The organism is Ectothiorhodospiraceae bacterium BW-2 (assembly GCA_008375315.1).
Lineage (GTDB): Bacteria > Pseudomonadota > Gammaproteobacteria > Thiohalomonadales > Thiohalomonadaceae > BW-2.
The window spans coordinates 1367343-1388685 of sequence record CP032507.1 but is presented as its reverse complement, the minus strand read 5'-3'; the positions used below and the strand labels follow the sequence as shown (position 1 = coordinate 1388685).

Genomic DNA, 21343 nt, shown 5'->3' with positions numbered 1-21343 from the left:
CCGGGGGGAAGGAGGGAGGTGGGGTGTTTACTTCGCTGCGGCAGGCGCCGCAGGTTGCTGGGGGGCAGCAGCTGCTGGCGGTACCGGAGCATAACCGTAGGGGCCGTAGCCGTAAGGGGCCTGGCCATAGTAAGGGGCGTAGCCATAGTAAGGGGCGTAGCCGTAGTAAGGGGCGTAACCGTAGTAGTTGTTGCCGTAGCCGTAGCCGCGGCCATAGCCACGCCCTTCAGTACGAGCAGAGGAGCGGCCTGAAAAGTTCATGTTAAAGTCCATGTCACCAGCGCCGTCACCGAAGAAGTCGCCCATGGTATCGCCCCAACCGTTACCCCAGCCATTGTTATAACCATCGTTATCAAAAGGCCCCCACCACGCTTGGGAGGCGGTAGTGACAGTTAACAGAGCCGTCGCGGCTAACAGATTACGAATTTTCATATTTAAAAATCTCCTAAAATTTAGATTCAACCCAGAGACCGTTGGCGTGATTGCCGCTGCCTCAACATGGGTATTAGTATATTAGCAAATTCTAACTAATCAAGAAAAAAATCACCTTCCATGGCTATTTTTTTTGCCAACCTAGTGACTTGTTATCTATGTCTCTGTTCTGGAACCAAAAATAGCACTACCAATTCGGACATGAGTTGCTCCGGCGGCAATCGCCAGTTCAAAATCGCCACTCATACCCATCGAGAGGTGGCGCATATTGAGCTCAGGTTGCTGTTGGTGTAACTGCGCTGATAACGCAGCCATGGAGTGAAACAGTCGTTGCAGCTCCGCCGGCGAAGCGTGGAGAGGAGCCATCGTCATGAGCCCCATCGGCTGTAGCTGGGAGAGTGGCGCTAAAGCGGCAATAAACTGCTGTAGCTGTTGCCACTGCTGACGATTGTGTTGCCACTGATGACAAGGTAGGCCGCTTTTACTCACCTCGCCGGAGATATTAATTTGGATGAAGAGCGGCAGCCGGCGCTCCAATCGTTGGAGATGGCTGTTAAGTCGGGTAGCAATCTTTAGGCGATCTAGCGCGTGAAAATAGTCGGCATAACGGGCGACCTCTTCGCTCTGACGACTCTGTAACTGGCCGATAAAGTGCCATCGAATCTCGGGCAGATGGCGTAGCGCTTCGCGCTTTTTAACTAGCTCTTCGGTACGATTTTCACCGAAATGGCGCACGCCGGCCTCATAGGCGGCGATAATGGCGTCAATCGGTTTTCGTTTACTGACAGCAATCAGCTCAATCGTCGTCGGCGAACGGTTAGCAGCGGTGGCTGCGGCAGAGATACGCTCACGAATATCGGTTAAGGGCTGTGGGGGGGTGGCGATCATAAACTGCTCCTCTGTTGGGCTGAAGGCTCTGCTTGAGCGGGTCAATCATGCTAAGATAGCGCCCCTGCCTCTAAAGGCGCAGGCTGTAATAACTAACCGACATTTTAATGGTGTTTATGTGAAACCGTCCATAGCGCAAAAACTGGAGACCCTCTCCGAACGCTTTATAGAGATTAGCGCGTTACTCTCTGAGCCGGAGATTATCGCTGATCAGAACCGTTTTCGTGAGCTATCGCAAGAGTATGCGCAGCTAAAACCGGTCGTTGACTGTTTTAACAGCTACCAGCGGGCGCTTGAGGATTGCGCTACGGCCACTGAGATGTTGCGCGAGGAGGAGGCCGAGCTGCGACAGATGGCAGAGGAGGAGCTAGCGCAGGCTAAACAGCAGCGCGATGAGCTATCGCTGCAACTACAGAAGCTACTGCTCCCTAAAGACCCTAACGATAACAAAAACATCTATCTGGAGGTTCGGGCGGGAACCGGAGGCGATGAGGCAGCTATCTTCGCCGGTGATCTGTTCAAAATGTATGCCCGTTACGCCGAGCTGCGCCGCTGGCAGGTGGAGATTATTAACGAAAGCTACGGTGAACATGGGGGCTATAAAGAGGTGATCGCCCGTCTGGTCGGTCAGGGGGCCTACTCTAGGCTCAAATTTGAGTCGGGGGCCCATCGGGTGCAGCGGGTACCGGAGACCGAATCGCAGGGGCGAATCCACACATCGGCCTGTACGGTGGCGATTATGCCGGAGGTCGATGATATTGAAGCGATCGATATCAATAGCGCCGATCTAAAAGTCGATACCTTTCGCTCATCGGGGGCGGGGGGACAGCATGTCAATAAGACCGACTCGGCAATTCGAATTACCCACCTTCCTAGCGGCATTGTCGTCGAGTGCCAAGATGAGCGCTCACAACATAAAAACCGCGCCAAAGCGATGTCAGTGCTACAGGCGAAGCTGTTGAGCAAAGAGCAGGAGAAGCTCGTCTCGGAGCAGGCGCAAAATCGTAAACTACAGGTCGGTAGCGGTGATCGCTCTGAGCGGATTCGCACCTATAACTATCCGCAGGGGCGGGTGACCGACCATCGGATTAACCTAACCCTCTATAAGCTAGATGAGTTTATGCAGGGGACGCTCGATATGGTGATCGAACCGCTTATCAATGAGTACCAAGCCGAGCTGTTAGCCTCGTTGAGCGAATCGTAACCGGCGGGGAGTCTGCGGTGAGAGATGGCTGAGCTGCCCCCTACCATCGCCGCTGTGCTAAAGCAGGCGGCACCTACGCTACAAGGTGTGAGTGAGCGTGGCCGTTTCGAGGCCGAGCTGTTGCTAGCCGAGGTACTCGGTAGAGATCGCAGCTACTTGCACACCTGGCCCGAAAGGGTACTAACGGCCACTGAACAGCGCCACTTTCACCAGTGGTTACAGCAGCGACAGCAGGGGGTGCCGGTGGCCTATATTCTTGGTCGGCGCGACTTTTGGAGACTCACCCTAAGCGTCAATCGCGATACCCTAATTCCGCGTCCTGAGACCGAAACTCTGCTAGAGCAGGCGCTATTGCGTCTGCCACTAGCGCAGGAGCGGCGGGTAGTCGATTTAGGCTGTGGTAGTGGTGCGATTGCCCTAGCGTTAGCGCAGGAGCGGCCACAGTGCGACATTCACGCCGTAGAGCTTGCCGAGGCGACTTTAGCGGTCGCTAAACAGAACGGGATGGCGAATGGCTTGTCGGTCTCGTGGCACAACGGTAGCTGGTTTGAGCCACTGCGGGGAATGAGCTTCGATATGGTCGTGGCCAACCCCCCCTATCTCGCCGCCGACTCACCGTGGTTAGCTGCGGGGGATCTCCGTTTTGAGCCGCGAGGGGCGCTAGTCGCCGCTGAGGCGGGGCTAGCCGATTTAAAGCACATTATTGATCAAGCAGGTGACTATTTGCTTGCGGGAGGTTGGCTACTGGTGGAACAGGGGTATAATCAGGCCGAAGCGGTAAAGAGGCTGTTTATCGATAGCGGCTTCTTTAACATCGGTCATGCCGTCGATCTACAGGGGATTGTACGGGTGACATTCGGCCAGTGGCAAGCGAGGGGAGAGAGCGATGAGTGGGGATGAGGATCGAATCAAACAGCGCGAGATCCATTTTAACCGCCTGCGTCAGGACGATCAGGTCAGTCGAGCGATGGAGCTGCTGCGGGGCATTGACGGGGTGATTACGGTCGAGAGAGTCTCGGAGCTGGTCATGGTGGTGGGCTATGATCTGCGCCGCCTAAGCTACGCAACCATGGAGCAGGCGCTGACCGAGCTGGGCTACCACCTCGATAACTCACTGATGGAGAAGATGCGCCGCGCCCTCTACCACTATCTGGAGAGTAACGAGCGTGAGGCTCTCTGTGGTGGTAAGTGTCAGGATGTCTCTACCCAAGTCTTTATCAACCGCTATGCTCATCTAAAACACGGCTGTCACGATCAACGGCCGGAGCACTGGCGCACCTATCTTTGAGTCGCTTTGACATGAACGATAGCGAGCTGTTGCGCTACAGTCGGCAGATTATGCTGCCGCAGATTGACATCGACGGACAGCAACGGTTAGGGCGGGCTAAGGTAGCGCTTGTCGGTCTCGGCGGCTTAGGGGTGCCGGCTGCCACCTACCTCGCTAGCGCCGGCGTGGGGTCGCTGACACTGATCGATTTTGACACGATTGAGCTGAGTAATTTACAAAGGCAGCCGCTCTATCGTGACCGCGACTGTGGTCGTTACAAGGTCGAAGTGGCAGCAGAGCGGCTGCGGCAGCTAGCGCCAGCGCTTAGCTGTACGACTATTGAGCGCCGACTAGCGGCCGAAGAGCTTGATGACATCTTGAATGGCCACCAGCTAATCCTCGACTGTAGTGATAACTTTGCCACCCGCTTTGCCATTAATCGTAGCTGTTATCGCCTGAGAGTACCACTGATCTCTGCGGCGGCAACCGCCTTTGAGGCGCAGTTAACTCTGTTCGATTATAATCGGGGCACAGGGTGCTATCGCTGTCTCTACCCTGATGAGGCAGCCATTGAGGAGCAGAGCTGTGCGACCACCGGAGTGGTTGCCCCGCTGGTTGGGATCTTTGGAGCGATGCAGGCGCTAGAGGCGATTAAGTGGTTAACGGGGGCAGGGGAGCCGCTAGTTGGGCGGTTATTGATTGCCGATCTGCTCTACCAGCAGTGGCGTACGATAGGATTACGAGCCGATCCGGACTGTCCAGTCTGTGGCGGAGAATAGAGCGAAACACACAAGGAGTATGAACCATGGCAGAGACGATTAATGAGTTAACCATCAGCTATAAAGAGGGTGAGCTAGAGACGCTAAAGGAGCTCGATAAGGTGGTATTGAGCAAGGGGGCGTGGTCAACCATTCTCTATCGCTATCAGGAGTGGAACCAGAACAAAGAGTGCTACAGTGACGATAAATATACTATTCGCCGCTACCAAAAACGCAATGGCGAGTATCAACAGAAGTCGAAGTTCAATATCTCCAGCCGAGATCAGGCTAGAGCGATCATTACCGCGCTTGAAAAGTGGCTAAATGAGTAGGCCTACCGCCTCTACTGCATCGCAGTTGTTGCCGATGCCACAGCGCATCTATGCGCTACGGATGGCCATTATGGTGGCGATGAGTGGCAGCCTCTTTAGCGCCATCGGCTATGCGCTCATCCATATTCTGCTGCCGCTAACGCTATTAGAGCAGCAGAGCTACCTCCCTTGGTTAATCCTGTGCGGGGGATTGATCGTCACCGCGATGTTTGCCGTGCTGCAATACCGAACGGTGATTAAAGCGGTCAGCCAGGTGGTAGATAGTAAACGGCGTCTGCTTGAGACGCAGGCGCAGGAGCACGATTTAGCACTCTTCTCTGAGCGGCTCTCGTTAGCGACCCGCACCGCCATGGTGGGGATATGGGACTTCGATATTACCCGCAATCGCCTGATTTGGGATGAGTCGATGTTTAGCCTGTTCGGGGTACAAAACTGCTCGAAAATCGTCTCGCTAGAGACTTGGCAGATGGCGATCCACCCCGATGATTTTGCCCGCGCTGACGAGGCGATGTACCAGTCGCTTCAAAGTGGAGCTAACTTCGATATCGAGTATCGTATTATCCGCCCCGATGGGGAGATCCGTTACCTGCACGCGATGGCTGCGGTGCGCTGTGATGAGTTAGGGCGGGCGCAGCGGCTAGTAGGGGTGAATATCGATATTAGCCGCAGTAAACTAGCAGAGCAGGCGTTGCAAGAGGAGCGGCAGCTCTTCGTCGCCGGCCCCACCGTGGTCTTTAAGTGGCTACCGCAAGAGGGGTGGCCGGTGCGCTATGTGTCACAAAATGTCGATAAGGTGCTCGGCTATCGTGCTGAGGAGTTGATGTCGGGTGCTATCAGCTACCCCGCACTACTTCACCCCGATGATCTGCCGACCGTGGCGCAAGATATCGATGGCTATATTGCCGATCCTAGTATGGCCCACTTTCAGCAGTGTTACCGGCTACAGCGTCGCAATGGAGAGTTTTTTTGGGTAGATGACTTCACCTATATGGTTCGCAGCAAGAGCGGCGAAGTGGTCGCCCTGAACGGTTACATTCTCGATGTGACCGAGCGAATTAAGCTACAGCAGCAGCAGCGGCAGACATTAGAGCAGGCCGAGGAGCTAAACGCTAAACTGGAGCAGCAGACGCTTCAGGCAGAGGCAGCGAGTCGGGCTAAAAGCGAGTTTTTAGCCAATATGAGCCATGAGATTCGCACCCCCATGAATGGCGTGATCGGCATGGCGGAACTGCTGCTGCAAAGCCAGCTCGATCAGCATCAGCAGCGCTACGCGCGTATCGCCTGGTCGAGTGCTAAGTCGCTGCTAGATATTATTAACGATATTCTCGACTTTTCCAAAATTGAGGCCGGCAAGATGGAGCTTGAGCGGGTGAGCTACAACCTGCGTGACTTTATCGATGAGTTGGTGGCGATGATGGCGGTTCGTAGCCTCGAAAAGGGGCTAGAGCTGGTGATGCTGGTCTCACCAGAGCTGCCGGAGTGGATTGAGGGCGATCCGGTACGGACTCGGCAGGTGTTGGTTAATCTCATTGGTAATGCGATAAAATTTACCCATCAGGGCGATATTGTGGTGCGGTTAGAGCCAACACTTGGCTCTGATGGCGAGCCGCAGCTCTACTGCACCGTAGAGGATAGCGGTATAGGTATTTCGGAGCGGAGGCTAAAGCAGCTATTTCAAGCCTTTAGTCAAGCGGAGCACTCTACCACCCGCGAGTATGGCGGTACCGGACTGGGGCTAGCGATTAGTCGGCAGCTAGTCCTGCTTCAGGGGGGGGAGATAGGGGTGCAGAGTCGGGAGGGGAGAGGGAGTCGGTTTTGGTTTACCCTGCCGCTCTATCCGGTGGTTAACGCCCCCTCTAAACCGCTACCCGACTTTAGTCGCTACAGCGTACTGTTGTGTGAGCCGCACGCCGTTGCGGCTGAGGCGCTGCAGCAACTGTTGCTGCGTCTGCACTTTCGTAGCTTCTATCGGGAGAGGTGGCAAGGTTTAACCGAAACAGAGCTACCAGAGGCTCTCGATTTGGTGATGGTTAGTATCGATAGCGAAGCCGATATTGCGCCGCTGTTGCAGCCACAGAGCTGGTGGCAAGGGGCGGCTCCCCACCTATTGATTTTAAGCAAAATCCAGTTGCCGCAGCCATTACCGGCTGGGGAGGGGGGCACTTGGGCGTCGGTCGATTGGTTACCGAAACCGGTATCGCAGTTTGATCTGCTCCACTTTTTACGACGCTTATCCGATGAAGCGCCCTCTCTGCGTCAGCATGAGATAGCCGACTCGTCACAACAAGCGGATCGGGGGGCGCTGCCGCTGTTACTCGTCGATGATAATCGGGTTAATCAGCTTGTAGGTGAGGAGATGTTAAAACAGCTCGGCTATCGGTGCGAGATCGCCGCAGAGGGGGCTGCGGCGCTGCAAAAGTTGCAGCAGTTTGACTACGGCCTAGTGCTCATGGATGTCAATATGCCAGTGATGGATGGCCTAGAGGCGACGCAGCGTATTCGTGCCCCTGAGACACCCGTGCGTCGTCACGATATCCCCATTGTGGCGATGACTGCTAATGCGATGAGTGGTGATCGGGAGCGCTGTCTGGAAGCCGGCATGGATGATTACTTAAGTAAACCGCTTCAGCTTAACTCGCTACAGCTAATGTTGGAGCGTTGGTTACAGCAGCCGCAGCTAGCGGACGAGGGCGTGAGGGAGCAGAGTGGCGAGAGTGGGGGGAGTCCTCGTCCCGTTATGCCGCTGTTTGAGTTGAGTCGTCTTGAGTACTGCTTTGGCAGTTGTGAGCGATCTGAGTTGATGGCGGTGATGGTGCGATATCAGCGCGAGCTGCCTCTGCTACTGCAGCAGCTACACCCCCTGCTTGCGGCAGAGGTCGAGCCGAGGCTGCTTGAGGGGAGGATGCAGCTATTGATAGCACTGCTCGAACGCGCCGGCGCACCGCCGCTTTTGCTTGGAGCTAAAGAGCTACAGCAGCAGTTGCAGGCGCAGCACTGGGCTGAGGCGGCGCTGCAGCTACGGCAGCTACAGCGACTGACCGAACAGTGGTGCAGTGAAGTGGGACGATGGCTTGCTCAATAAGGCCTTGTTACCCCCTCAATCCATTCACTCTCCCTCCTTAATCTCCCTCTCCCGGCGGGAGAGGGTTGGGGTGAGGGGTTACCTACTCCTTGGTTGGGGGCTCTATCGACTCTGCGGGGAGGGGGGGCGTGGCGATATCGGCTTCGGGCTCCGGATTGGGAACAAACGCTAATTCACCGTTGGCGGAGGGGGGGCGATTGGTGCGGCGATTACGGCTGCGGCTGCGTAGAGTCCGACTGCGTGGTTTGCGGGGGGCTGTTTTGCGTTCAAAAGACTCCTCCTCTTCGCCCTCTTCGACCGCAGCGGGTGCCTCTGTTGGGGCCTGTTGCGCTAGTTCGATCTCGGGTTCGATCTCGGGTTCGCTAGTGGTAGGGGTCGTTGCGGCCGGTTCTGGTTCTGGTTCTGGTTCTGGTTCTGGTTCTGGTTCATAGTCGGCCACGGCTGTCGGCGGCTCTACCGTCGTGGTTGCCGCTTCGCTCTCCGGTGGTGTCGGCGGCTCTACCGTCGTGGTGGCGTTCTCACTCTCACTCTCACTCTCACTCTTCACTTCGGTGGAGAGGACTACCTCGGCTACCTCGGCTACCTCGGGTGTCGGTGGTTCATTGCGGTCGGTGTCGCTAGTTTCCGCTGCGGTGGGCGCAGCTCTCTGTTGGGGAGGCGAGATGTCGGCGACTGCGGCAGATGTGTTGTGTCCGCTCTCCTCACGCGCCTTTTTTTCGCTAGCTTTGCGACCGGTTCCGCGTCGGCGGCGGTTATGGCTGCCCTCTTCTGTCGTGTCGGTTGAGCCGTTTTGGGGTTCCTTCTCCTTCTCCTCCTCCTTCGGCTCGGCCTTCTCAAGGGGGGGCTCTTTGGGATGTGACTTAGCAGGAGCGCTATGCTTCTCTGCTTTTGAGCTATCGGACGGCTTTGGGGGGGGGGTCTCCTCCTCTATGACCGACTCTCTGTCGCTGTCACGACTACCCTCTAGGGCGGCGCTATTGTCATTGCTACTGTCGCGGTTCGATTTTTTGCGATTGTTACGGCGACGACGATTGCGGCTGTTACTGCTGCCGTTGTCACTTTGGGCGTTGGTACCGTTTTGGCTGCTGCTAGGTGTTGGCGCGGCGGCGACCTCTTGAGCGGTTTGGGGCTGCTTGTTTGTCTCAGTGGTGGGGTTATCGTCTTTAATAAACAGCGTTGACATTAGGCGGCGTAAAAAGCCCCCTCGCTGTTCGCGACCACTCGTCGAGACGGGTTGGGGGGGGATCTCATCGCCTATCAGTGTCGAAGGGGGTGGGCGAAGCGGATCGGGAAGGCGAGCGAGGGCCGGTTGGCTGCGGCTGGTGAGTGGCTGTTGATAGTCGAGTTCGTAGGCGCTGGTAAGCGTCTCATCTACCATATCGAAACTAGCGTCATCCTCCTCCCGAGCGGAGATGTCGCGGTGGCGAATACGATTCAGTTCATAGCTAGGGGTGTCGAGATGGGAGTTGGGGATCAGGACAATACGGATCCCGAGCCGGCGCTCGATCTCGCTAATGGCATAGCGCTTCTCATTAAGTAGATAGGTAGCGACCGAAATCGGTAGCTGCGCCTGAATCTCACCAGTCTTCTCTTTATTCGCCTCCTCCTCAATCAGACGCAGAATCGATAAGGCTAGCGATTTGGTGGTACGGATGGTGCCTTGGCCACTACAGCGTGGGCAGGTGATGGAGCTAGAGTCGCCTAGGGAGGTGCGAATGCGCTGTCGTGACATCTCTAACAGTCCGAAGCGGGAGATCCGTCCGACCTGTACCCGAGCACGATCGAGCTTAAGGCAGTCGCGTAGTCTATTCTCGACCTCGCGTTGGTTGCGGGTAGGGGTCATATCGATAAAGTCGATGACAATCAGACCGCCAATGTCTCGTAGCCGTAGTTGGCGGGCGATCTCCTCTGCCGCCTCCAGATTGGTCGTTAGGGCGGTCTCCTCAATATCGCTACCGCGAGTGGAGCGGGCCGAGTTGATGTCGATGGAGACGAGTGCCTCTGTGTGATCTATCACAATCGCCCCGCCGGAGGGGAGGGTCAGTTCGCGCATAAATGCCGTTTCGATCTGCGATTCGATCTGGTAACGGGTAAAGAGGGGGATGGGGTCGTCATAAAATTTGATTTTATTCAAATTTTTTGGCATCACCCGCTGCATGAACTCTTGCGCTTCGATAAACATCTGCTTTTGGTCGATAATGACCTCATTAATATCGTTGCGCAGATAGTCACGAATCGCTCTAAGGATAACATTGCCCTCCTGAAAGATAAGGGCGGGAGCCTTTTCGCGCTCGCTAGCATCGATAATGGCCTGGTAGAGCTGTAGCAGGTAGTCGAGATCCCACTGTAGATCTTCAATATTTTTACCCACGCCCGCAGTGCGGACGATGACGCCCATATCATCGGGGATCTGTAACTGCCCCATAATGGAGCGAATCTCTCCCCGCTCATCGCCCTCAATGCGGCGTGAAACACCGCCCGCACGAGGATTATTGGGCATCAGCACTAGATAGCGACCGGCGAGACTTAAAAAGGTTGTCAGCGCAGCGCCTTTGTTGCCACGCTCCTCCTTTTTAACCTGAATGAGCACCTCGGTGCCCTCTCGCATCACCTCTTTGATATCGATGCGGCTACCCGGTTTCATATCGGAACTAAAGTAGCTGCGAGATATCTCCTTTAGCGGCAGAAAGCCGTGGCGTTCGGCGCCATAGTCAACGAAGGCGGCCTCAAGGCTCGACTCAATGCGGGTAATCTTCCCTTTATAGATATTGGATTTTTTCTGCTCAGAAGAGGAGCTTTCGATATCCAGATCGTAGAGCCGCTGGCCATCGACCAGCGCTAAGCGTAACTCTTCCGGTTGAGTTGCGTTAAAAAGCATTTTTTTCATTGGTTATTTCCATCAGTCTCCACACCAACATCGGCGGTGATGGATAAAAAGCGGGCGGTTAGATTGGGTTTGCGGCAATCAGCCGCTCAGGCGAGTTTTAAATGAAAACCGGGCTTAACTTGAGTCACCGACCAGCCTGAGCTTTGTTATCCATCACGGCGTGAGGTGGTATGGGAAACTGTAACATAGGGCGTCACTCAACTATCGTGACTGCCGGTTAATCCCACACCAAGATCGGAGGATAGTCCGATCCGGGCAAATTCGTTCAATACAGAGCGCCGACCTACCAAGTGGTTCAACTTTTAGCAAGCGTTGGCAGCCGTCACTGCTGTGGCTGGAATATACCAGCAGTGACGGCAAGGTTCAATGGTCGGGATAGATCAATTTTGGTGACTAATCTTGATCGAGAAAGGTTCTCAGGTGCTCCGCCCGACTCGGATGGCGCAGTTTGCGCAGCGCTTTGGCCTCAATTTGGCGAATCCGCTCCCGGGTGACATCAAACTGTTTGCCGACCTCTTCGAGGGTGTGGTCGGTGTTCATATCGATGCCAAAGCGCATTCTCAGTACCTTTGACTCTCTGGCCGTTAGCCCCTCAAGCACCAATTGGGTGCTCTCTTTTAGCCCCTCAATCGTTGCCGCATCAATGGGGGAGAGGGCGTTATTATCCTCGATAAAGTCGCCTAGATGTGAATCTTCATCATCGCCTATTGGGGTCTCCATTGAGATCGGCTCTTTGGCGATTTTGAGCACCTTGCGAATCTTATCCTCTGGTATATCCATTCTAACCGCCAACTCCTCTGGCGTCGGTTCACGACCCATCTCCTGCAACATCTGACGGGAGATACGGTTGAGTTTATTAATCGTCTCAATCATGTGGACCGGAATCCGAATGGTGCGCGCCTGATCGGCAATCGAGCGGGTAATCGCTTGACGAATCCACCAGGTGGCGTAGGTGGAGAATTTGTAGCCGCGACGATACTCAAACTTATCGACCGCCTTCATCAGGCCGATGTTACCCTCCTGAATGAGGTCGAGAAACTGTAGTCCGCGGTTGGTGTACTTTTTGGCGATTGAGATCACCAGCCGCAGATTGGCTTCGATCATCTCTTTTTTAGCTCGCCGCGCCTTCGCCTCACCTATCGACATCTGACGGTTAATCTCTTTAACATGGTTAATGGTCATGCCGCAGTTCTTCTCCATACCGCGCAGCTTCTCTTGTAGCATAACGATATTGTCGCGCTGCGGTTCGAGACGAGTGCGATAGGTCTCATTTGCCGCTAACAGGGCATCGAACCAGTCGAGGTTGGTCTCGTTGTTGGTAAAGGCGTTGACAAAGTGCTGTTTGCGCATACCGCCCTGATTGACGCAAATGGCCATAATCTTGCGCTCTACGGTGCGGATATTGTTAATGTTGGTGCGAACTAGGTTAATCAGGGTATCGATCACGCGGGGAGTGAGTTTTAGCTCCAGAAACTGCTCACTCAGTTGGCGCAGCATCGCTTCTGGTCGTTGGCCGCTGACGGCACTCTTTTTGCACTCCTCCATGAGGCGGCTATAGATAGCCTCTAGCGCGACCATCTTTTGGTGCACTTCATGTAGATCGAGAGCCGCCTCTTTGATAGCGCTATCGTCATCCTCTTCGACCTCAAGCGCTCCCTTTTTGTCGTTGCTACTCTCTTCTGAGTCGCTCTCTTCGATTGCCTCCTCCTCTAGTTGCAAGGTGGTAAAACCGGAGATGAGATCGAGTACCTTGTTATCTCCCGGTTCGAGTGTCTGGTAGAGCTTAATCAGTTCAGCAATACAGATAGGTTGGCTGCTGAGGGCGATATGGACTTGGCGAGTCCCCTCTTCGATGCGCTTAGCGATGGCTATCTCCCCTTCACGGGTCAATAGTTCAACGGCGCCCATTTCACGCATATACATTCGTACCGGATCGGTGGTGCGACCGAACTCGCTGTCAACGGCGGCGAGGGCGGCGGCAGCCTCTTCTGCTGCGTCGTCGTCATCGTTAACCGAGTTGTCGGCCAGAATCAGGCTGTCAGCATCGGGGGCGACCTCATGGACAGTAATGCCCATGTCGTTAATCATGCCGATAATATCTTCAATCTGTTCCGGTTCAACGATATCACCGGGGAGGTGATCGTTAACTTCAGAGTAGGTGAGATAGCCCTGCTCTTTGCCGCGGGCAATAAGAAGCTTGATTTGGGAGGTCTGTTGTTCCAGCATTCAATACAACTCTCACAGGTGGGGGTCAGAAAAATGGGTCTCTATTGTGCGCGAAGCAGAACCGCGAGATTATAGCGGAAATAGTGCGCTGATGTCGGGGCGGGACAACTTTTTTTCAGAACTGACCAGTTTTGGGGGCAGTGCTTCGCTTTTCAAGAGCTATCGGGTAGATAGTTGCTAGGATTGACTGCGCCTTGGCACTGTAGCCGGATAAATTGGGGTTGCGGTGTATCGAGTCGCATGGCGGTTAGCTCCCCTCCCCAGAGGCAGCCGGTATCGATACCATAGACATGATGGTGACGATAGAGTTTAAGGGTTGACCAGTGGCCAAAGATAACTCTCTCTGTTGCAGAGCGGCGCTGCGGGTGGCTAAACCAAGGGAGAAGATCGGGATGGTGGCTCCTAATGCCGACTTTTTGTTTAAAATCGAGCCCCCCTTGATGATCGCAAAAACGGATTCGGGTCAGCGCATTGACGATAAATCGGAGTCGCTCCCAGCCGCTGAGACTCTCGCTCCAGTAGCGCGGCTCGTTGCCGTAGAGGTGGTGCAGCAGATCGGCGAAACTATCTGAACGAAGCTGCTGCGCTACCTCCTGTGCGAGCGCGGCGGCTCGGTCAAGACTCCACGGCGGTGCTAGGCCGGCGTGGACGAGGGTATAGCCGAGTCTGGCATCGTGGTGGAGCAGGGGGCGGCGGCGTAGCCACTGTAGCAGCAGCTCGCAGTCGGGAGCCTCAAGCACCGCTTGGAGTAAGGGGGAGGGGGTGAACTGCTCTGTCACCTGTTGCCACTGCGCGAGTAGGTGGAAGTCGTGGTTGCCGAGCACTGTGACCGCGGCCTCTCCTAGTGAGTGGACTAGGCGCAGTACTTGCAGCGAATCGGGGCCGCGATTAACCAAGTCGCCGGCAAACCAGAGGGTGTCGGCCGCTTGGTCAAATTTTAGCTGCTCTAAGAGTCGGTTGAGCTCATTGTAGCAGCCTTGGATATCGCCAATAGCGTAGATGGCCATCGTCGGGGTTAATCTTCTTCGTGTCGGGTAAGTTAATGGAGTAGGTTGGGGCAGCTAAGGGCAAACATCGCAATTGGGGCATCAAAACGCTGCTGTAGATCGTTAATCATCTGATAGCTCCCCTCCATGGTACCGTAGGGGGTCTCTAATATCGCCCCGCTAGTATATTGGTAGCTCTCTTTCGGCTGGAGATAGGGCTGCTCGCCGACAACCCCCTCGCCAAAGACCTCCTGTAGCTGGTTATTGCCATCGGTAATACGCCAGTGGCGGCTTAAGAGCTGGGCGGCGATAGTGCCCCGATTGGTGAGGGTAATGGTATAGCTGAAGACATATTGCATATTGGCAGGATCGGACTGTTCGGCTAAATAGTGAGTGGAGACTTTAATATCGATGTGGTTAATGGGGTGCTGCTGAGGACTCATACGAGGTCATCCTCTGCGTGACGCGCCTTGACCTGTGTGATGGCCGTTTTAATCTCCTGAATGACCCGATGCTGCATCTGTAGCCGTTCGTGGCTAGTCAGAAAAAAGGCCATATCGACATCGTGGCGAATATAGCGCGCCGGCAGACGGTTAAGGGCAATACAGGCAACATCGACTATCAAATCTGAGTCGGTAAGCTGGTGCTCTTGAATGGCAGTCTCAACTAGATAGTTGATCACCAGCTGCTCATAGTAGTTGTGAATTTCATCAAAATTCATCGCAAACTCCTCCAGAGGTAAACAGTTGCGCCATAGTAATGCTATTTATCACTCTCTGCCAGCGCCTTGTTGCCGCTTAGGGGGGGAATGGCATAAAGTATGCGCCTTTAAATTAACGACCAAGGGGAGCCGGGTGGACGCCGCTTTTTTGCAACTTGAACGATTGACTAAGCGCTATGGTCGCCACACTGTGGTGAGTGACTTCTCTTTAACGGTTGATCAGGGGGAGTTTTTAACCCTGCTCGGCCCCTCCGGTTGCGGTAAAACCACGATTTTACGCCTAATCGCGGGGCTAGAGAGGGCCGATGGGGGCGAGATACGGTTACGAGGAGAGTCGGTGACGATGCTAGCCGCTGAGCATCGGCCATTTAATACCGTCTTTCAAAGTTATGCGCTCTTCCCCCATATGACCCTCTTTGACAATGTCGCCTTTGGGCTTAAGATGGCCGGCGTGGCAGCGGCGGAGCGCCAAGCTAGAGTGGAGGAGGCGCTGGCGCTGGTGCGGCTAGAGCAGATGGCGCAGCGGCATCCCCATCAGCTATCGGGGGGGCAGCAGCAGCGGGTGGCAATCGCTAGGGCGGTGGTTAATCGCCCCGCGATGCTGCTACTCGATGAGTCGTTAAGTGCGCTTGATCATAAACTGCGGCAGCAGATGCAGATTGAGCTAAAACAGCTACAGCGTAAACTGGGGATTACCTTTTTGTTTGTGACCCATGATCAGGAGGAGGCGCTGTCGATGTCAGATCGCATCGTGGTGATGCGAGAGGGGCGGATCGAGCAGAGCGGCACCCCGCGTGAGATCTACGAAACCCCGCTTAACCGCTTTGTGGCCGGTTTTATCGGTGAGAGCAATCTGCTGCCGGCTACGATTCTCGAACCGATAGCGGGTGGCTATCTCGCCTCTATTGAGGGGCAGGTGTGGCCGCTGCAGAGCCCTCACAAGCTTAGCTCGGGGGCGCGGGTGGAGGTGCTGTTGCGCCCCGAAGATCTGCGTATTGAGACGATAGAGGAGTATCAGGGGGAGGGGCTCTATCTGAGCGGTACGATAGTGGAGCGAAACTACCGTGGTAAGACGCTCGATTCGCTCATTCGCCTCGCCTCTGGGACTGAAATTACCGCCTCAGAGTTTTTTGATGAGGAGGATCCCGATTTCGACTATCGGCTCAATCAGCCGGTGGCGGTCAATTGGGTGCCGGGGTGGGAGGTGGTTCTGATCGATGAGAGTTAGTTTTCGTGGTGTGACGCTAACGCTGGTGGTCGGCTGGTTAGTGCTATTTGCGCTGCTCCCTAACCTACTGGTTATCGGTAGTAGTCTGCTTAACCGTTCGGTGGAGAGCTTTGTCGCGTGGCCGCCGACGCTAGAGGCGTATCGGCGGCTGTTTGATCCAATCTATTGGGAGATTCTACTCCACTCGCTCAAGCTGGCGGCAATGGCAACGGTGATTGCGCTGCTGCTAGGCTATCCTCTGGCGGTGGTGATGGCGCGAGCGGGGCGGCGCTGGCAGCTATGGCTGCTCTTGCTGCTGATTTTGCCCTTTTGGACGAACTCTTTAGTGAGGGTCTATGCGATTAAGTCGATTTTAGGCACTCGCGGGTTAATTAATACGACATTGCTCGATTTAGGGTTAATTGAACAGCCGTTAAATCTACTCTATACCGAGTTTGCGGTCGTTTTTGGGCTGGTCTATGTGCTGTTCCCCTTTATGGTGCTGCCGCTCTACGCCTCGCTTGAGCGACTCGATCCGCGACTGTTGGAGGCTGGACGCGACTTAGGGGCTAACGCGCTACAGCGGCTGTGGCGGATTACCCTACCGCTGACGCTGCCGGGGATTATCGCCGGATCGCTCATGGTCTTTCTGCCGGCGATGGGAATGTTCTATATCGCTGATCTGTTGGGGGGAGCTAAAAATATGTTGCTAGGGAGTGTGATTAAAAATCAGTTTCTCTCTAGTAACGACTGGCCGTTAGGCAGTGCGCTTAGTGTGGCGCTGATGGTGATGCTGGGGGGGATGTTATGGCTCTACTGGCGGGCGGTGCGTTACAGTCGGACGAAAGGGGGGCTCGATAGTGGCCATTTTTAGGATAGGGTGGGCGAGTGGGCTCTTTTTTATCCTCTATCTGCCGATTGCGCTGCTCATGATTAACTCATTTAATAGCTCCCGCTACGGCTTTAGCTGGCAAGGGTTTAGTTGGAAGTGGTACCAGAAGCTGTGGGAGAACGATGCCCTACTGCAGGCGACGCTCAACTCATTGACGATCGCCTCACTGTCGGCCTCGCTAGCGACCTTGATTGGGTTGCTAACGGCGATTTTGCTCTATCGTTACCGCTTTTGGGGGGAGCGGGGGGTGACGGGGACGCTGTTTATATTGCTCGTTACCCCCGATATTGTGATGGCGATCTCCTTTTTGGCGATCTTTATGCTGCTAGAAATTGAACTCGGTTTTTGGTCACTGCTCATCGCCCACACCACCTTCTCGCTCCCCTTTGTCGCGGTGACTCTCTACGCTCGACTACAGGGATTCGATCCGGCTCTCATTGAGGCGGCGCGAGATTTGGGGGCGGCCGAGACGACTATTTTAGGGCGAATTATTCTGCCACTGTTACTACCGGCACTCGCCTCCGGTTGGCTACTCGCCTTTACGCTGTCGATGGATGATGTCATTGTCAGCTCCTTTGTCACCGGGCCTGGGTATGAGATTCTGCCACTGAAGGTCTATTCTATGGTCAAGGTGGGGGTGTCGCCGGAGGTTAACGCTATCTCCACCCTGCTGCTGCTCGCCTCGGTGATTTTAGTTATCGTCGCGCAGCTACTGTTACGCCTCTATCGTAGAGCGTAATGGGGGGGCGAGGGTGATCCGAATAGAGCGGTTATGGTATCGCTCCTCGCTCCACCCGCTACTGTGGCCGCTGTTACCACTGTCGTGGCTGTTTCGAATACTGGTGGCGATACGGCGCTGCTACTACCGCTTTCGGCCCTCGGCCCCCCTACCGCTGCCGGTGATCATTGTAGGTAATATCAGCGTGGGGGGGAGTGGCAAAACCCCACTGGTCGCCCAGTTAGTACAGAAGCTTACCCAGTCGGGCTGGCGGGTGGGTATCGTCAGTCGTGGTTATGGTGGCAAGGGGGGCGAGGCTATCCAGCGGGTGAGTGCCGACTCCGATCCGGCTCTGGTCGGCGACGAGCCGCGGCTGCTGGCCGAATTATGCGCTGTGCCGCTAGTGGTGGGGAGAGATCGACGACAGGCGGCTCTCTACCTATGGCGCCATTTTGAGGTTGATCTAGTCATTAGCGATGATGGCCTACAGCACTATCGACTCCCTCGTGATATGGAGCTCGTGGTGGTGGATGGCGAACGCCGGTTCGGTAATGGCCATCTGTTGCCGGTCGGGCCGCTACGGGAGCCCCCCGCGCGGCTAAAAGAGGCCGATATGGTGATCTGTCACCGAGGGGCGGCGGCGGCGGGGGAGTGGCCGATGGTGTCGGGTTTGGCCGATGTGGTGAATTTAGTCAGTGGCGAGACTCGAACGCTCGCCGCCTTTAGGCGGCGACGGGTACACGCTGTGGCGGCTATCGGCTATCCGCAGCGCTTTTTTGTCGCGCTTGAGGAGGCGGGCCTGATCGTCGAGTCGCACCCCTTTGCCGACCACCACCCCTTTATTGAGGACGATTTGGCATTTAATGACTCGTTGCCGGTATTAATGACCGCTAAAGATGGCGTAAAATGTCGCTCCTTTGCCTCTGATAACTGGTGGGTAGTGGCGCTAGAGTCGGCGTTACCCGAGCCATTTTGGGAGGCGTTAAAGCAACAACTAGCGCGTGTACGGAGGTGAGGTTGTGGATATGAAGCTGTTAGAGATTTTAGTCTGCCCTATCTGTAAGGGGAAGTTAAGCTATCAAAAAAGGGCGCAGGAGCTGATCTGTAAAGTCGATCGACTCGCCTATCCGATTCGGGACGACATTCCGGTTATGCTAGTCGATGAGGCGCGGCAGCTCCCCGCCGATGAAGAGGTGGCGTAGCCTTTGAAGATCCCCTTTCGGGTTATTATTCCGGCACGATATCTCTCTAGCCGTCTGCCGGGCAAGCCGCTACTCGATATCGGTGGCCAGACGATGCTGGAGCGAGTCTATCGTCAGGCGATCGCTAGTGGTGCCACCTCGGTCGCGATCGCTACCGATGATGATAGGATTGGTGCCGCCATGCGAATTTTAGGCGCCACCGTGGTGATGACCTCTGTGAAACACCAAAGTGGCACGGATCGTATCGCTGAGGCGGCAAAAAAGTTACAGCTACGAGATAATGCGATTGTGGTCAATGTGCAGGGAGATGAGCCACTCATTCCTCCGGCGCTCATTCGCCAGTGCGCCGAGCTGCTCCATCGTCAGAGTGGGGCGGTGGTGGCGACGCTGGCCACCCCCATCGTTACCGCCGGGGAGCTACAAGATCCCAATGTGGTTAAGGTGGTAGTCCGTGGCGATGGTATGGCGCTCTACTTTAGCCGAGCGGTGGTGCCGTGGCGGCGAGAGGCCTTTGCCGCCAACGGCGTGAAGCCCGATACCGCGCTACCCCACCTGCGCCACTTAGGCATTTACGCCTACCGAGTCGGCTTTTTGAAGCGCTTCTCTGCGCTCTCACCGGCGGCGATTGAGCAGGCTGAAGCGTTAGAACAGTTACGCATTTTATGGCACGGTGAGCAGATTGCGGTCACTAAAGCGATCGAAGCGCCACCGCCGGGGGTCGATACCGAAGCCGATTTAGAGCAGGTACGACGAGTGGTGGCACGAAGCTAACCCCCCCCCTATTTTTTTTAACACACGACTCTGGAATCGAAACAGATGAACTCAACTGACACTGTGGTGGCGCGGAACTTTATTCGCCAAATTATCGATAACGATCTAGCACAGGGGAGGCATCAGCAGATTGTTACCCGCTTCCCGCCGGAGCCCAATGGCTACCTCCATATTGGCCACGCTAAATCGATCTGTCTTAACTTTGGTATCGCCCGCGACTACCAAGGGCAGTGTAACCTGCGCTTCGATGATACCAATCCAGCCAAAGAGGATCAGGAGTTTGTCGAATCGATTCAGGAGGATATTCGCTGGCTCGGCTTTGAGTGGGGCGAGCACCGCTACTATGCCTCCAACTACTTTGAACAGCTCTATCAATTTGCACTGGAGCTTATCGATAAGGGGCTCGCCTATGTCTGTGATCAGACGGGGGAGCAGATGCGCCACTATCGGGGCACCCTAACCGAGCCGGGCCAAAATAGCCCCTATCGCGACCGCTCTGTGGCAGAGAACAGAGCGCTGTTTGAGCAGATGCGAGCCGGTGCCTTTGCGGATGGCAGCCGCGTCTTGCGGGCTAAAATTGATATGGCCTCCCCCAATATCAATCTACGAGATCCGACCCTCTATCGGATTCGTCACGGGGTCATTCACCATCAGACTGGTAGTGAGTGGTGTCTCTATCCGATGTACGACTATACCCACCCCATTTCGGATGCCTTAGAGGGGGTGACCCACTCGCTCTGCACGCTGGAGTTTGAAGATCACCGCCCGCTCTACGACTGGGTGCTCAATCACATCACGGTGCCCTGCCACCCGCGTCAAATTGAGTTCGCCCGCCTTAATCTGCAATATACCGTGGTTAGCAAACGCAAGTTGACCCAACTGGTGAGCGAGGGTCATGTCGATGGCTGGAGTGATCCCCGTATGCCGACACTAGCCGGTCTGCGTCGTCGTGGCTATACCCCAAGCTCCATTCGCACCTTTTGTGACCGCATCGGGGTGGCTAAGGCCGATAATTCGGTCGAGATGGAGCTACTGGAGAGTACCTTGCGCGATGATCTCAATCCGATCGCCCCAAGACGGATGGCGGTCTTAAAGCCGCTCAAGCTGGTGCTGACGAACTATCCCGACGGCGAGGTGGAGTGGCTAACGGCCGCTAACCACCCCCAAAACGAGGCGCTAGGGAGTCGGCAGATTCCGTGGGGGCGTGAAATATGGATTGATCGCGAGGACTTTATGGAGGTCAAACCGAACAAAAAGTTCAAGCGACTTGTCAGCGGCGGCGAGGTACGGCTCCGTTACGGCTATGTCATCTGCTGTGATGAGGTGATAAAAGATGAGCATGGCGAGATTATTGAGCTGCGCTGTCGCTACGATCCTGCGACTTTAGGTAAAAACCCAGCGGATCGAAAGGTCGCGGGGGTGATCCACTGGGTCTCGGTAGCGCATGCCGTGACGGCGGAGGTGCGGCTCTATGATCGCCTCTTTGCCCGACCTAATCCCGATCAGGTGGCTGAGGGGGGGAGCTTTCTCGATGCGATTAATCCCGATTCACTACAAAAATTAGCCTCATGCTACCTAGAGCCCTCTCTAGCAGAGCTCTCTATCGGCGAGGTGGTTCAGTTTGAGCGCGAGGGTTACTTCTGCCGCGATAGTCGTCATAACGAACGGCAGGTCTGGAACCGTACCGTGACGCTGCGTGATTCGTGGGCGAAGATGAGTGGTGTTGGGGAACCTTCATTGGGGTAGGTCGTTACATTTTTATGGAGTTAA

The 21343-nt window shown here is 55.3% G+C and carries 20 protein-coding genes; 13 read left to right on the top strand and 7 right to left on the bottom strand.

Features of this window, described 5'->3' with window-relative positions; genetic code table 11:
- Positions 1-27: 27 nt before the first annotated feature.
- Entirely contained in the window at positions 28-432 is a 405-nt protein-coding gene (locus D5085_06630; GenBank protein ID QEP42832.1) for a sulfur globule protein CV1, read from the bottom strand.
- 156 nt (positions 433-588) lie between these two features.
- Positions 589-1320, bottom strand: coding sequence for a YggS family pyridoxal phosphate-dependent enzyme (locus tag D5085_06625; GenBank protein ID QEP42831.1), 732 nt, complete (start codon positions 1318-1320; stop codon positions 589-591).
- Between the two features lie 118 nt (positions 1321-1438).
- Here D5085_06625 and prfA point away from each other — a divergent pair, with 118 nt between their 5' ends.
- From prfA to D5085_06595, 6 genes are read left to right on the top strand one after another with little or no spacing between them, the layout of a single operon-like run.
- Positions 1439-2524, top strand: coding sequence for a peptide chain release factor 1 (gene prfA, locus D5085_06620; protein ID QEP42830.1), 1086 nt, complete (start codon positions 1439-1441; stop codon positions 2522-2524).
- Positions 2525-2548: 24 nt separating this feature from the next.
- Entirely contained in the window at positions 2549-3424 is an 876-nt protein-coding gene (gene prmC / locus D5085_06615; GenBank protein QEP42829.1) for a peptide chain release factor N(5)-glutamine methyltransferase, read from the top strand.
- Entirely contained in the window at positions 3411-3812 is a 402-nt protein-coding gene (locus D5085_06610; protein ID QEP42828.1) for a hypothetical protein, read from the top strand. The genes prmC and D5085_06610 overlap by 14 nt, the downstream gene beginning before the upstream one ends.
- 11 nt (positions 3813-3823) lie before the next feature.
- Positions 3824-4570, top strand: a complete 747-nt coding sequence (moeB, locus tag D5085_06605; GenBank protein QEP42827.1) for a molybdopterin-synthase adenylyltransferase MoeB — start codon at positions 3824-3826, stop codon at positions 4568-4570.
- Between the two features lie 26 nt (positions 4571-4596).
- Positions 4597-4881 carry a hypothetical protein gene (locus D5085_06600; protein ID QEP42826.1) on the top strand — a complete coding sequence of 95 codons (285 nt, stop codon included), beginning with the start codon at positions 4597-4599 and terminating at the stop codon, positions 4879-4881.
- Positions 4874-7963 (top strand): response regulator, encoded by a 3090-nt coding sequence (locus D5085_06595; GenBank protein QEP42825.1) that lies wholly within the window; start codon positions 4874-4876, stop codon positions 7961-7963. Before D5085_06600 ends, D5085_06595 begins: the two co-directional genes overlap by 8 nt.
- A gap of 82 nt (positions 7964-8045) precedes the next feature.
- On the opposite strand, the gene D5085_06590 is transcribed toward D5085_06595, so the two are convergent.
- The 5 genes from D5085_06590 to D5085_06570 form a co-directional block, all read right to left on the bottom strand.
- Complete coding sequence (locus D5085_06590; GenBank protein QEP42824.1) at positions 8046-10850, bottom strand: Rne/Rng family ribonuclease; 2805 nt, start codon at positions 10848-10850, stop codon at positions 8046-8048.
- 393 nt (positions 10851-11243) lie between these two features.
- Positions 11244-13076, bottom strand: coding sequence for an RNA polymerase sigma factor RpoD (gene rpoD / locus D5085_06585; protein ID QEP42823.1), 1833 nt, complete (start codon positions 13074-13076; stop codon positions 11244-11246).
- Positions 13077-13228: 152 nt separating this feature from the next.
- Positions 13229-14083: a symmetrical bis(5'-nucleosyl)-tetraphosphatase gene (locus D5085_06580; protein QEP42822.1), complete on the bottom strand. Its 855-nt coding sequence runs from the start codon at positions 14081-14083 to the stop codon at positions 13229-13231.
- 32 nt (positions 14084-14115) lie between these two features.
- Positions 14116-14505, bottom strand: coding sequence for a Co2+/Mg2+ efflux protein ApaG (gene apaG / locus D5085_06575; GenBank protein ID QEP42821.1), 390 nt, complete (start codon positions 14503-14505; stop codon positions 14116-14118).
- Positions 14502-14783, bottom strand: coding sequence for a competence protein ComFB (locus D5085_06570; protein QEP42820.1), 282 nt, complete (start codon positions 14781-14783; stop codon positions 14502-14504). Before D5085_06570 ends, apaG begins: the two co-directional genes overlap by 4 nt.
- 133 nt (positions 14784-14916) lie before the next feature.
- On the opposite strand from D5085_06570, the gene potA reads away from it, so the two are divergent.
- From potA to D5085_06535, 7 genes are read left to right on the top strand one after another with little or no spacing between them, the layout of a single operon-like run.
- A complete protein-coding gene (gene potA, locus D5085_06565; GenBank protein QEP42819.1) occupies positions 14917-16011 on the top strand; it encodes a spermidine/putrescine ABC transporter ATP-binding protein PotA in 1095 nt (364 codons plus the stop codon).
- Positions 16001-16864 (top strand): spermidine/putrescine ABC transporter permease PotB, encoded by an 864-nt coding sequence (potB, locus tag D5085_06560; GenBank protein QEP42818.1) that lies wholly within the window; start codon positions 16001-16003, stop codon positions 16862-16864. Before potA ends, potB begins: the two co-directional genes overlap by 11 nt.
- On the top strand, positions 16848-17621 hold the full coding sequence (gene potC / locus D5085_06555; GenBank protein QEP42817.1) for a spermidine/putrescine ABC transporter permease PotC: 774 nt from the start codon (positions 16848-16850) through the stop codon (positions 17619-17621). Before potB ends, potC begins: the two co-directional genes overlap by 17 nt.
- A gap of 13 nt (positions 17622-17634) precedes the next feature.
- Complete coding sequence (locus D5085_06550; GenBank protein ID QEP42816.1) at positions 17635-18615, top strand: tetraacyldisaccharide 4'-kinase; 981 nt, start codon at positions 17635-17637, stop codon at positions 18613-18615.
- A gap of 4 nt (positions 18616-18619) precedes the next feature.
- Positions 18620-18802: a Trm112 family protein gene (locus D5085_06545; protein ID QEP42815.1), complete on the top strand. Its 183-nt coding sequence runs from the start codon at positions 18620-18622 to the stop codon at positions 18800-18802.
- Between the two features lie 3 nt (positions 18803-18805).
- Entirely contained in the window at positions 18806-19573 is a 768-nt protein-coding gene (locus tag D5085_06540) for a 3-deoxy-manno-octulosonate cytidylyltransferase (GenBank protein QEP42814.1), read from the top strand.
- Positions 19574-19618: 45 nt separating this feature from the next.
- A complete protein-coding gene (locus D5085_06535) occupies positions 19619-21319 on the top strand; it encodes a glutamine--tRNA ligase/YqeY domain fusion protein (protein ID QEP42813.1) in 1701 nt (566 codons plus the stop codon).
- Positions 21320-21343: the final 24 nt, after the last annotated feature.

Coding starts and splice junctions, on each gene's coding strand:
- rpoD (QEP42823.1), bottom strand. CDS start 13,076: ATGCTGGAACAACAGACCTCCCAAATCAAGCTTCTTATTGCCCGCGGC.
- potB (QEP42818.1), top strand. CDS start 16,001: ATGAGAGTTAGTTTTCGTGGTGTGACGCTAACGCTGGTGGTCGGCTGG.
- D5085_06590 (QEP42824.1), bottom strand. CDS start 10,850: ATGAAAAAAATGCTTTTTAACGCAACTCAACCGGAAGAGTTACGCTTA.
- apaG (QEP42821.1), bottom strand. CDS start 14,505: ATGAGTCCTCAGCAGCACCCCATTAACCACATCGATATTAAAGTCTCC.
- moeB (QEP42827.1), top strand. CDS start 3,824: ATGAACGATAGCGAGCTGTTGCGCTACAGTCGGCAGATTATGCTGCCG.
- prmC (QEP42829.1), top strand. CDS start 2,549: ATGGCTGAGCTGCCCCCTACCATCGCCGCTGTGCTAAAGCAGGCGGCA.
- D5085_06610 (QEP42828.1), top strand. CDS start 3,411: ATGAGTGGGGATGAGGATCGAATCAAACAGCGCGAGATCCATTTTAAC.
- D5085_06595 (QEP42825.1), top strand. CDS start 4,874: ATGAGTAGGCCTACCGCCTCTACTGCATCGCAGTTGTTGCCGATGCCA.
- D5085_06535 (QEP42813.1), top strand. CDS start 19,619: ATGAACTCAACTGACACTGTGGTGGCGCGGAACTTTATTCGCCAAATT.
- D5085_06580 (QEP42822.1), bottom strand. CDS start 14,083: ATGGCCATCTACGCTATTGGCGATATCCAAGGCTGCTACAATGAGCTC.
- D5085_06600 (QEP42826.1), top strand. CDS start 4,597: ATGGCAGAGACGATTAATGAGTTAACCATCAGCTATAAAGAGGGTGAG.
- D5085_06570 (QEP42820.1), bottom strand. CDS start 14,783: ATGAATTTTGATGAAATTCACAACTACTATGAGCAGCTGGTGATCAAC.
- D5085_06625 (QEP42831.1), bottom strand. CDS start 1,320: ATGATCGCCACCCCCCCACAGCCCTTAACCGATATTCGTGAGCGTATC.
- D5085_06630 (QEP42832.1), bottom strand. CDS start 432: ATGAAAATTCGTAATCTGTTAGCCGCGACGGCTCTGTTAACTGTCACT.